Here is a 12,505-nt window from a genome sequence, read left to right on the forward strand (position 1 = left end):
TTTTAGGGAGGTGACAGCAAGAAGTTAGGGACAGCAGCGTAAGAATAAAGAGATATATATAATTTTAGGAGGGGTTTCTAGTATGAAGAAAAAAACAGGTCTTTTATTATCATTAACATTAGCAGCAAGCGCGATTTTAGGTGCATGTGGTAACTCGGATAAGGCGAGTAGCGACAAAAAAGAGTTCAAAGTTGGTATGGTTACAGATGTTGGGGGCGTTGATGATAAATCATTTAACCAATCAGCTTGGGAAGGTTTAACGAAATTTGGTAAAGACAACGATTTAAAGAAAAATGAAGGATATCGTTATCTTCAATCAAGTAAAGATGCAGACTATATTCCGAACTTAACAAAATTTGCGAAAGATCATTATAACACAACATTCGGAATTGGATTTTTAATGCAAGACTCGATTGAAAAGGTTGCAAAACAATATCCGAAAGAGCAATTTGCTATTGTAGATACTGTTGTAAAAGAGCCGAATGTAACAAGTATTACATTTAAAGACCATGAAGGTTCATTCCTAGTTGGTGCTGTAGCAGCAATGACGACAAAATCAAATAAAGTTGGATTTGTTGGTGGAGTGAAGAGCCCATTAATTACAAAGTTTGAATCAGGTTTCAAAGCTGGTGCAAAAGCAGTAAATCCAAATATCGAAATTGTAGCGCAATATGCAGATGCATTTGACAAACCAGAAAAAGGATCTGTATTAGCTTCAGCAATGTACGGTGGTGGAGTTGACGTAATTTATCATGCTTCAGGTGCAACTGGTAACGGTGTATTCACAGAAGCGAAAAACCGTAAGAAAAAAGGTGAAAACGTTTGGGTAATCGGTGTTGACCGTGACCAAAATCAAGAAGGTATGCCTGAAAACGTAACTTTAACTTCTATGGTAAAACGTGTTGATATTGCAGTAGCAAAAGTAGCACAAGAAGCGAAAGATGGTAAATTAAAAGGCGGTAAAGTAGAAGAGTTCGGATTAAAAGATGACGGTATTGGTATTGCAAAAACTACTGACAATGTGAAAAAAGTAAATCCAGAAATCTTAACAAAAGTAGAAGAGTTTGAGAAGAAAATCACTGACGGTGAAATTAAAGTACCTGCAACTGACGAAGAATATAAAACATATGAAGCTTCTCTAAAGAAATAATAATAGAGAAATAGCAAAGGTTAGTTCTTAGAACTAACCTTTGTATATATAAAAATACCTTTAATAGACTGCAATTGGGGAGTGTTCCCTGCTAGAAGGAGGAACAAAATGGAATACGTAATTGAGATGAACAATATTACAAAAGTATTCCCAGGCATTGTAGCGAATGATGATATTACGCTGCAAGTAAAACAGGGAGAGATACACGCTTTACTTGGAGAAAATGGTGCAGGGAAATCAACATTGATGAATGTACTGTTCGGTTTGTATCAACCAGAACAGGGAGAAATTAAGATTAAAGGAAAACCTGTAAAAATTACAAATCCGAATATAGCAAATGACCTTGGTATTGGGATGGTCCATCAGCATTTTATGCTTGTTCATAATTTTACAGTTACAGAGAATATTATTCTTGGAAATGAGCCGAAGAAAAAAGGAAGAATTGCTGTTGAAGAGGCTGCGAAAGAAATTAAACAATTATCTGAACAGTACGGTTTAGCAGTTGATCCAAATGCAAAGATTGAAGATATTTCGGTTGGGATGCAGCAAAGGGTTGAAATATTAAAAACGCTTTATCGTGGTGCGGAGATTTTAATATTCGATGAACCAACTGCGGTGTTAACTCCTCAAGAAATTCACGAGTTGATTCAAATTATGAAAAAGCTTGTGCAAGAAGGAAAATCTATCGTTCTTATTACACATAAATTGAAAGAAATTATGGAAGTTTGCGATCGTTGCACAATTATTCGTAAAGGTAAAGGAATTGGTACAGTTGACGTTGCGGAAATGAATGAACATAAACTTGCAGAATTAATGGTCGGACGTCAAGTGAATTTTAAAACAGAAAAAATAGAGGCTAAACCGAAAGAAGAGGTTCTATCTGTTTCGAATATTTTCGTTCATGATGCACGCCAATTACCTGCTGTAAAAGGCCTTGACTTAACTGTTCGTGCAGGAGAAATCGTTGGTATTGCAGGGATTGATGGAAATGGACAAAGTGAATTAATAGAGGCAATTACTGGTTTACGAAAAGTTGAGTCAGGTTCTATTGCAATTAAAGGAAAAGAAATAACAAATTGGCCTGTTCGAAGAATTACAGAGGAAGGAATTGGTCATATTCCAGAAGATCGTCATAAACACGGTCTTGTGCTTGATTTTTCTGTTAGAGATAATATAGTTTTACAAACGTACTATAAAAATCCATTCTCAAAGAAAGGGATTTTAAACTTTAGTCAAATCACACAAAAAGCAAAAGCGCTTATTGAACAGTTTGATGTGCGTACACCCGGTGAACACACATTAACTCGTGCACTATCTGGTGGAAACCAGCAGAAGGCAATTATCGCACGCGAAGTGGATCGTAATCCAGATTTATTAATTGCAGCACAGCCAACACGTGGTTTAGATGTAGGTGCGATTGAATTTATTCATAAAAAATTAATCGAGCAAAGAGATAAGGGAAAAGCAGTATTGCTTCTATCGCTAGAACTGGATGAAATTTTAAATGTAAGTGATCGAGTTGCTGTTATATATGAAGGGGAAATTGTAGCAATTGTTGATGCGAAAGAAACAAATGAACAACAGCTTGGTTTGTTGATGGCTGGCGGAACGGAGAAAGAGAAGGTGAATACAAATGGCTAAAAAATTTTTAACGGAGCGAACAATTAATATTTTAGTTCCTGTATTATCCGTTATTTTTGGTTTACTTGTTGGTGCCATTGTAATGTTATTTAGTGGATATGATCCAATTGTTGGGTATGCAGCGCTTTGGGAAGGAATGGTTGGAAATCCACAAGCAATTGGTGAAACATTACGTACGATGATTCCGCTTGTATTAGCAGGACTTTCTGTAGCATTTGCATTCCGTACAGGCCTTTTTAACATCGGAGTAGAAGGACAGTTATTAGTCGGGTGGCTTGCTGCTGTTTGGTTTGGATATGCAGTATCATTACCGGCAATTTTACATATTCCGTTGTCAATTTTAGTAGCGGCAATAGCTGGTGGGCTATGGGGATTTATCCCGGGATATTTGAAAGGGAAATTTAAAGTAAATGAAGTAATCGTAACGATTATGATGAATTATATTGCACTTTACGTGACGTATGATTTAATTAAACGCTTTTTACATGAGGCGAATGAGAAGTCATATGATATAAAATCTAGTGCTTCTTTATCTTCTGAATGGTTATCTTCTTTAACAGATGGTTCTCGTTTGCACTGGGGGATTGTCGTAGCGATATTAGTAGCAATTATTATGTGGTTCTTATTGGACAGAACGACATTGGGATACGAATTGAAATCTGTTGGATTTAATCAACATGCTTCTCAGTATGCGGGGATGAAAGTTTCTCGAAATGTTGTACTATCTATGACGATTGCGGGTGCATTTGCAGGGATTGGTGGTGCTATGGAAGGGCTTGGTACATTCCAAAACATGACAGCGATGTCTTCGTTTACTGGTATCGGATTTGATGGGATTGCGGTAGCTCTACTTGGGGGGAATAATCCGTTTGGTATATTATTAGCGGCTTTACTGTTCGGTGGTTTGAAAAGTGCAGCCCCACAAATGAATTTTGAAGCAGATGTACCTTCTGAGTTAATTAACGTTATTATTGCATGTATTATTTTCTTTGTAGCGTGCAGTTATGTTTTACGCTGGGCACTTACACGCATGAGCAAGGAGGGGAAATAAATGAGCTTTTTAGATATTTTAGCCATTCTTGTGACGGGTACGTTATATACGGCAGCGCCACTTATTTTTACGGCGTTAGGTGGAGTGTTTAGTGAACGTTCTGGGGTTGTAAATATAGCGTTAGAAGGTTTAATGTTATTTGGTGCATTTACTGGTATCGTTACAACGTTATTAATGGGTGATACGTGGGGAGCGATGACTCCTTGGATAGCTCTATTATTTGCAGCAATTGGTAGTGGGTTATTTGCACTTCTTCATGCGGTAGCATCCATTACATTCCGTGCGGATCAAGTAGTGAGCGGGGTAGCGATTAATTTCTTAGCTCTTGGTTTAACGGTATTTGCCATTAAGAAAATCTTTGGCAAAGGACAAACTGATTTCATTCAATATCGTATTGAAAAAATCGATGTTCCGGGTCTTTCGGATATTCCGGTAATCGGAAAAATCTTTTTCTCAAATGTACCGTTAACATCGTATATTGCTATTATTTTAGCGTTTGTCGTTTGGTATGTCATTTATAAAACGCCGTTCGGTCTTCGTCTTCGTGCGGTTGGTGAACATCCAATGGCAGCAGATACGATGGGTATTAATGTATATAAAATGCGTTATATTGCAGTTGCTATATCTGGAATGTTTGCAGGGGTTGGTGGAGCGGTCTTCGCTATGTCGATTTCTGGTAACTTCTCAGGTGCTACAATTACTGGACAAGGTTTCTTAGCGCTAGCAGCTATGATTTTCGGTAAATGGAATCCACTCGGTGCTCTTGGAGCGGCTCTGTTCTTCGGATTTGCTCAATCACTTGGAATAACAGGTGGTACGATTCCGGTACTAAAGGAAATTCCAAGTGTATTCTTAACGATATTACCGTATGTATTCACAATATTAGCACTTGTTGGTTTTGTAGGTCGTTCTGAAGCTCCGAAAGCGTTAGGAACGCCGTATGAAAAAGGAAAACGATAAGTATAAAAAAGCTCGCACATTAGTGCGGGCTTTTTTACATAGACTATATGTAATACGGAATTTTACGATGTTCCTTACATATGACAGTTTTTAGAAAGAGCCTCATGTAAGTATAGTGAGGAAGAAAAGTTGATTTTTTATTTCTAAAAACTGTATATTGAAGAGGAATATTCCTATATACGTAAAGGAGGGCTATAAATGAAACTAATGGAACAACAGTTACATGAGTTAGGTGGTTTGCGAGTACATATTATCCCGACTGATAAATATAAAACAAATACTTTTGTATTTCGTTTTAAAGCACCTTTAAATGAAGAGACGGTGACAGAGCGTGCCCTATTGCCATACGTATTGCAAAGTGCGACAGAAAAGCTTCCTTCTGTAATTCGTCTTCGTCAATATTTAGAAGAATTATACGGATCTTCTTTGGCAGTAGATGTAAGTAAAAAAGGAGAAGACCATATTATCTCTATTTATGTAGACATTGCAAATGAAGTATATTTACATGATGCACCACCGCTATTTGAAAAAGTACTTTCTATGTTATCGGATATCGTTTTACATCCAGCAACAGAGGGGGATGGTTTTTTACCTTCTATCGTAGAAAGTGAAAAGAGAGCGCTCTTGCAACGAATTGAAGCTACGTATGATGATAAAATGCGCTATGCAAACGAGCGTTTAATTGAAGAAATGTGCAAAGTAGAACCGTATCGATTAAGTGCAAATGGAAAAAAAGAGAGTGTTGCATCTATTACAAATGAAAGTTTATATCAATATTATCAAAAAGTGTTAGCGGAAGATGAAATGGATCTATACATTATTGGTGATATTTCAGAAAACGCAGTGGATCTTGTCAGTAAGTATTTTTCTATTTCAGCACGTCCTGTGAGAGAGAGAAATGTACTTCTTCATAAGAGAAATAATGAAGAAAAAGAAGTTGTTGAAAAACAAGAATTAAAACAAAGTAAATTACACATTGGTTATCGTACGTTTATTACGTATAAAGACGAAGATTATTTTGCACTACAATTGTTCAATGGATTGTTTGGAGGGTTTTCTCATTCGAAGTTATTCGTTAACGTTCGTGAAAAAAATAGTTTAGCGTACTATGCGGCATCCCGCTTTGAAAGTCATAAAGGCTTATTGTTTGTCATGTCAGGGATCGAAGCGAAAAATTATGAAAAAGCTGTTGAGATTATTAAAGAACAAATGTTGGCGATGCAAAATGGTGATTTTTCTGAAGAAGAGATGCATCAAACGAAAAGTGTCATTCAAAATCAAATATTAGAAGCGATTGATACACCGCGCGGATTTGTGGAAATGCTGTATCATGGTATTATTTCAGACCGTACGCGTCCGGTTGAAGAATGGCTTTCAGGTATTGAAAGTGTGACGAAAGAAGAGATTGTGAAAGTTGCTAAAAATATTGAACTAGATACAATTTACTTTTTACATGGAACGGAGGGAGAATAAATGGAGAAAATTGTTTATGAGCAATTAAAAGAGACACTCTATTATGAAAAACTTCCTAATGGATTAGATGTATATATTTTACCGAAGCAAGGATTTAATAAAACATTTGCAACGTTTACGACAAAATATGGTTCTATGGATAATACATTCGTACCACTAGGTAAAGAAGAAATGATTCGTGTGCCTGATGGAATTGCTCATTTTCTTGAGCATAAATTATTTGAAAAAGAAGATCACGATGCTTTCCAATTGTTTAGTAAACAAGGGGCATCAGCAAATGCTTTCACATCTTTCACAAGAACAGCTTACCTGTTTTCATGTACATCAAATGTAGAACAAAATTTAAATACATTGTTAAACTTCGTACAAGAGCCTTACTTCTCTGAAAAAACAGTTGAAAAAGAGAAGGGAATTATTGGGCAAGAAATTCAAATGTATCAAGATAATCCAGATTGGCGCTTATACTTTGGATTAATTGATAGCTTGTTTGTAAAGCACCCAATTAAAATTGATATTGCAGGGACAATCGAGTCTATTAGTAAAATTACGAAAGACTTATTATATGAATGTTATGAAACATTTTATCATCCGAGCAATATGTTATTGTTCGTTGTGGGGGCAATTGATCCAGAGAAAACAATGGATTTAGTACGTGAAAATCAAGCGAAAAAAGATTATAAAAACCAGCCAGAAATTGTACGTTCATTTGAGGAAGAACCAGATGAGGTAAATGAAAAGAAGAAAATTATTTCCATGCCTGTACAAACACCGAAATGTTTAGTTGGTATTAAAGCGACAAATTTAAAAGAAAAAGGGAAAGCCCTTTTAAAACAAGAAATTGCGCTTACGTTACTTTTAGATTATTTATTTGGGAAAAGCTCCGTTCATTACGAATCTTTATATAATGAAGGTCTTATTGATGATTCGTTCTCGTATGATTATACGGAAGAAAATAACTTCGGTTTTGCAATGGTTGGCGGCGATACGAAGCAACCTGATGAGCTGGAAGAGCGTTTGAAAAGCATTTTACTAAATACAAATTATGATCAATTAGATGAGGTGGCATTAGAACGAGTAAAGAAAAAGAAAATAGGTGGCTTTTTACGCTCGTTGAATTCGCCGGAATATATTGCAAATCAATTTACACGATATGCGTTTAATGAATCTAGTCTGTTTGAGGCATTGACTGTATTAGAAAGTTTAACTGTTCAAGATTTACAAGAAGTAGCCAAATTATTATTATCAGAAGAGAAAATGAGTGTTTGTCAAGTTTTACCGAAAAAATAAAAGGTTTCATAATAATACCCTCATCTTATCATTGATAAATTGTAAGATGAGGGTATTATTTATAGGAGAAAGATTTTGTTGAGATAAGAGAGGAATTGTATGAAAAAGTATGCATTAGTAACTGGAGGAAGCGGAGGGATTGGCTCTGCTATTTCAAAACAATTAATTCAAGATGGATATACAGTATATGTTCATTATAATAACAGTGCAGAGAAAGTGAACGAGTTGCAGAAAGAATGGGGTGAAGTGATTCCTGTTCAAGCGAATTTAGCTTCTACTGATGGGGCAGAGCAGTTGTGGGAACAAATTGAACATCCTCTTGATGTTATCGTATATGCAGCTGGGAAGAGTATCTTTGGACTCGTAACAGATGTAACGAACGATGAATTGAATTATATGGTAGAACTTCAAGTGAAGAGTATCTATAAATTATTATCAAGGGCGCTGCCATCTATGATTCAGCGGAGAAGTGGTAATATTGTACTTGTTTCTTCTATATGGGGCCAAATCGGCGCATCATGTGAAGTGCTTTACTCGATGGTAAAAGGTGCACAAAATTCATATGTGAAAGCTTTAGCGAAAGAAGTTTCATTAAGTGGATTAAGGGTTAACGCGGTGGCGCCAGGTGCAATTGAAACGGAAATGTTACAAGTATTTTCAGAAGAGGATAAAAATGAAATTGCTGAAGAGATCCCGTTAGGTAGGTTGGGACTACCAGAAGAGGTAGCGAAAACAGTGTCATTCCTCGTATCACCAGGAGCATCTTACATAACTGGACAAATTATCGGAGTAAATGGTGGTTGGCATTGCTAAAAATTTCTTACATAAAAAATGAAAAACTGTACAAATTAAGCATGATTCTATTACTAAGTAGTGAGGTGCTTACACATGTCAGTTTTAGATAATTTTGATCAATGGAAGAGCTTTTTAGGAGAACGTTTAGAACAGGCATCAGGAAAAGGTCTTGATGGTGGTGCTGTATCAGATATGGCATTTCGTGTTGGAGATTATTTAGCAAATGAAGTAGAAGCGCGCAACGATCAAGAGAAATTATTGTCTGAGCTTTGGAAAGTTGCTGATGAACAAGAGCAACATACAATCGCAAACTTAATGGTGAAGTTTGTACAGCATAAGTAAAAAATAGAGAGGAGAATCTCCTCTCTATTTTTTTTGTATAATAATTGAACGGGATAGATTATACATTTAGCTTCCCTATTAAGGTGAAATCATATAATATAGTACGTAGGTGTAAAGTAAGCAAGGGGAGTGATCTTGGATGATTGAATGGTATTTTGAATATGAAATACATAAAAACCGACCTGGCTTGCTTGGTGACGTTTCTTCGTTAATCGGTATGCTCGGCATTAATATTGTCACAATTAATGGTGTAGATAATGCACGACGTGGATTACTCCTTATGTGTGATAATCAAGAGCAAATCTCTAGACTTGAATCAATTTTAAATACGATGGATAACATAACGGTAACGAAATATCGTCCGCCAAAGCTAAGAGATAAGCTAGCGGTTAGACATGGTAGGTACATACAACGAGATGCAGATGATAAGAAGACATTTCGATTTGTACGTGATGAATTAGGGTTACTTGTAGACTTTATGGCTGAAATAATGAAAAAAGAAGGTCATAAACTAATCGGGATACGAGGAATGCCTCGTGTCGGAAAAACAGAATCCATTGTTGCCGCAAGTGTTTGTGCAAATAAAAGATGGTTATTTGTATCATCTACTCTTATTAAGCAAACTGTTCGTAGTCAATTGATTGAAGATGAGTATAGCGACGACAATATTTTTATCTTAGATGGAATCGTGTCAACAAAGCGTGCTAACGAAAGGCATTGGCAGCTTGTTCGTGAAATTATGAGATTACCTGCAACGAAAGTTGTGGAACATCCTGACGTATTTGTGAGTCAGTCAGAATACACATTGGATGATTTTGATTATATTATCGAGTTGCGTAACGATTATGATGAAGAAATTCAATATAATTTAGTAGATGAAATTGAGCAAGGTACGCAAAATAATTTCTCTATGTTTGACTTTTAAAGAAATATTGAGGTGTTAGTAGTGACAGAATTAGGACAAAAGCTGAAAGAAGCAAGAGGAACGAAGGGCTTGTCTATGGATCAGCTGCATGAGATTACAAAAATTCAAAAACGCCATTTAGTAGCGATTGAGGAAGGCAATTATGATGTATTGCCAGGAGCTTTTTATGCGCGTGCATTCATTAAACAATACGCAGATGCGGTTGGGTTAAATGGAGAGGAACTGCTTGTAGAATATCAGAGTACGATACCACAATCTGAAAAACGCGACGTTCCACAAGTATCAACAGGACAGAAAACACAAGAAACAATGCAAAAATCTTCATCATGGCCAATTGCAGATCATATGCCGAAAGTTTTAGTTGCGCTATTAGTAATTGCATTTGGAGTGGTAATTTGGTTTGTTTTCCAAGCGTTAACTGGAAAAGGTGATGAGAAAGTTCCGAATGCTCAAAGTGAGAAAATTGAAGTTAAAAAAGCAGAAAACTCTCCGTTAGATACGAAGAAAGATGAAGTGAAAGCGGAAGAGCCGAAAAAAGAGGAACCAAAGAAAGAAGAGCCAAAGAAAGAGGAACAACCGGCACAACCAACGGGACAAGAAGAAGTAAAAGTAGTTGGTACAACTGGTAAAGTATCTACTTTGGAAATTCATAACAATAAAACATTAGAACTGGAAATATCGGGTAAAGGTGCGAGCTATGTAGATGTTAAAGATGATGCGGGGAATGTGATTCTAAACGCTACAGTACAAGAGGGCCAAATAGAAAAACGTGATGTATCAACATTAAAAGAAGTGCGACTTAATATTGGGAATGCAACGAATGTTGAAGTTAAACTGAATGGCCAAGTGGTCGCTTATCCATTGGATCCAGAAAAAGAACTTCACCAAAGATTGGTGATAAAAAACCAAGGGATAGGGCAACCAGCACAATAATAGTCATCGCCTCGATGACTTTTTTCAATGAACAAATGTTTTTGATATGATGGAGGAATAGCTGTGAATTTACCAAATAAAATTACAATATCTAGAATCTTCTTAATTCCAATTTTTATGGTAATTATGTTAGCGCCCTTTGAATGGGGTTCATACACAATTGGTGATGTTGATTTACCAATTCAACATTTAGTAGGGGCACTTATCTTTATAATTGCTTCGGCTACAGATTGGATTGATGGACATTACGCAAGAAAGTATAATCTTGTAACGAATTTAGGGAAGTTTCTTGACCCGTTAGCTGATAAATTACTTGTTTCAGCAGCGCTTATTACATTAGTTGAGATGCAATACGTACCTGCTTGGATCGTTATTGTAATTATCAGCCGTGAGTTTGCAGTAACTGGTTTACGCCTTGTACTTGCTGGAACAGGAGAAGTAGTGGCAGCAAATCAGTTAGGGAAAATTAAGACGTGGACACAAATTATTGCAATTGCGGCGTATTTATTACACGATGTACCTTTAAATTTAATCCATATCCCAGTTGCTGATATTTTCATATGGATTGCATTAATCTTTACTGTTATTTCAGGGTGGGATTATTTCTGGAAAAATAGAGCTGCTTTTGTAAACTCAAAATAGAAGTTTATGGGGGAATTGGGATGAATGCTGAAATTATTGCGGTTGGAACTGAATTATTACTTGGACAAATTGCAAATACAAATGCCCAGTTTTTATCTGAAAAGTTAGCTTCAATCGGAATTAATGTGTACTACCATACTGTAGTTGGAGATAATAACAAGCGATTACAGCAGGCGATTGAAGTTGCGGAAGAACGTGCTGACATACTTATTTTCACAGGTGGATTAGGCCCGACAAAAGATGATTTGACGAAAGAAACGATATCTTCTAGGTTGGGTGAAGAGCTTGTATATGATGAAAAGGCATTAGCATCGATAAGCGAGTACTTTAAGCGTACAGGTCGGGAGTTCACAGAGAATAATAAAAAGCAAGCGCTCGTTTTGAATGGAGCAACTGTATTTGCGAATGATCACGGCATGGCACCTGGTATGGGGCTAAATAAGAACAGGAAAGTTTATATTTTATTACCAGGACCACCGAAAGAGATGAAGCCGATGTATATAAGTTATGTAGAGCCTTTTTTACGTAACTTTACAACAGGAGAAAACATTTATTCTCGTGTGCTTCGCTTTTTCGGGATTGGGGAATCTCAATTAGAAGTGAAAGTTCAAGATTTAATTGATGGACAAACGAACCCGACAATCGCCCCCCTTGCGAATGATGGAGAAGTGACACTACGTTTAACTGCCAAACATCAAAATGCTGATGAAGCTGCGAAACGAATTCAGCATATGGAAGATTTGATTTTAGAAAGAGTAGGAAAATTTTTCTACGGGTATGATCAAGAGTTTCTGCATGATAAGGCGATAGAGTTATTGAAGAAAAAAGGATTAACTTTAGCGTGTGCAGAAAGTTTAACCGGTGGTCTCTTTGGTAATCAAGTAACAGAAAGTGCTGGTGTGTCTTCAGTATTTAAAGGCGGTGTCATTTGTTATCATAATGATGTGAAGCAACATGTTTTACATGTACCTGCGGAAGTGTTGTCTACTGATGGTGCAGTTAGTAAAGAATGTGCTCGTTATCTTGCTGAAAATGTTAAGGGCTTATTAAAAGCGGATATCGGAATTAGTTTCACTGGGGTAGCAGGACCGGATGCTTCAGAACATAAAGAGCCGGGAACAGTATTCGTTGGATTGGCGATTAAGGATAAACCAACTGTAGTCTTTCCTCTTATTTTAAGTGGAAGTCGTCAACAAATTAGGGAACGTTCGGTGAAATATGGATTTTATCATTTATATAAAAAGCTAGAAGAGATATAAGTTTCTTCTAGCTTTTTTTATGGTTAAACTCATTTTTATTTAATGGA

Annotated in this window: 12 protein-coding genes; all 12 read left to right on the forward strand. The window is 36.4% G+C overall.

Going from position 1 to position 12,505, the window contains the following annotated elements; all coding sequences use genetic code 11:
• Positions 1 to 82 precede the first annotated feature (82 nt).
• The 12 genes from QEP67_RS08435 to cinA all read left to right on the forward strand — a co-directional run bounded on the left by QEP67_RS08435 (position 83) and on the right by cinA (position 12,458).
• The gene (locus QEP67_RS08435) at positions 83 to 1,150 is read left to right on the forward strand and encodes a BMP family protein (protein WP_000730589.1); all 1,068 of its coding nucleotides are present in this window, start codon (positions 83 to 85) and stop codon (positions 1,148 to 1,150) included.
• A gap of 108 nt (positions 1,151 to 1,258) precedes the next feature.
• A complete protein-coding gene (locus tag QEP67_RS08440; protein WP_000456916.1) occupies positions 1,259 to 2,791 on the forward strand; it encodes an ABC transporter ATP-binding protein in 1,533 nt (510 codons plus the stop codon).
• Positions 2,784 to 3,842 carry an ABC transporter permease gene (locus tag QEP67_RS08445; RefSeq protein ID WP_001074492.1) on the forward strand — a complete coding sequence of 353 codons (1,059 nt, stop codon included), beginning with the start codon at positions 2,784 to 2,786 and terminating at the stop codon, positions 3,840 to 3,842. The genes QEP67_RS08440 and QEP67_RS08445 overlap by 8 nt, the downstream gene beginning before the upstream one ends.
• The gene (locus QEP67_RS08450) at positions 3,843 to 4,802 is read left to right on the forward strand and encodes an ABC transporter permease (protein ID WP_000008847.1); all 960 of its coding nucleotides are present in this window, start codon (positions 3,843 to 3,845) and stop codon (positions 4,800 to 4,802) included.
• A gap of 198 nt (positions 4,803 to 5,000) precedes the next feature.
• Positions 5,001 to 6,275, forward strand: coding sequence for a pitrilysin family protein (locus QEP67_RS08455; RefSeq protein ID WP_000772422.1), 1,275 nt, complete (start codon positions 5,001 to 5,003; stop codon positions 6,273 to 6,275).
• Positions 6,276 to 7,562, forward strand: a complete 1,287-nt coding sequence (locus QEP67_RS08460) for a pitrilysin family protein (RefSeq protein ID WP_000411935.1) — start codon at positions 6,276 to 6,278, stop codon at positions 7,560 to 7,562.
• A 99-nt stretch (positions 7,563 to 7,661) separates the two neighbouring features.
• Positions 7,662 to 8,375, forward strand: a complete 714-nt coding sequence (locus tag QEP67_RS08465; RefSeq protein WP_000759596.1) for an SDR family oxidoreductase — start codon at positions 7,662 to 7,664, stop codon at positions 8,373 to 8,375.
• Between the two features lie 75 nt (positions 8,376 to 8,450).
• Entirely contained in the window at positions 8,451 to 8,699 is a 249-nt protein-coding gene (locus QEP67_RS08470; RefSeq protein WP_000114455.1) for a DUF3243 domain-containing protein, read from the forward strand.
• A gap of 139 nt (positions 8,700 to 8,838) precedes the next feature.
• Positions 8,839 to 9,624, forward strand: coding sequence for a DUF3388 domain-containing protein (locus QEP67_RS08475; RefSeq protein WP_000574107.1), 786 nt, complete (start codon positions 8,839 to 8,841; stop codon positions 9,622 to 9,624).
• Between the two features lie 21 nt (positions 9,625 to 9,645).
• Positions 9,646 to 10,557, forward strand: a complete 912-nt coding sequence (locus tag QEP67_RS08480; RefSeq protein ID WP_000137490.1) for a helix-turn-helix domain-containing protein — start codon at positions 9,646 to 9,648, stop codon at positions 10,555 to 10,557.
• 63 nt (positions 10,558 to 10,620) lie between these two features.
• Positions 10,621 to 11,199, forward strand: a complete 579-nt coding sequence (gene pgsA, locus QEP67_RS08485) for a CDP-diacylglycerol--glycerol-3-phosphate 3-phosphatidyltransferase (RefSeq protein ID WP_001052976.1) — start codon at positions 10,621 to 10,623, stop codon at positions 11,197 to 11,199.
• Positions 11,200 to 11,219: 20 nt separating this feature from the next.
• Positions 11,220 to 12,458, forward strand: a complete 1,239-nt coding sequence (gene cinA, locus QEP67_RS08490) for a competence/damage-inducible protein CinA (protein ID WP_048565642.1) — start codon at positions 11,220 to 11,222, stop codon at positions 12,456 to 12,458.
• Positions 12,459 to 12,505 lie beyond the last annotated feature (47 nt).

The sequence above is a fragment of the Bacillus cereus group sp. MS39 genome, from assembly GCF_040448665.1.
Classification (GTDB): Bacteria; Bacillota; Bacilli; order Bacillales; family Bacillaceae_G; genus Bacillus_A; species Bacillus_A wiedmannii.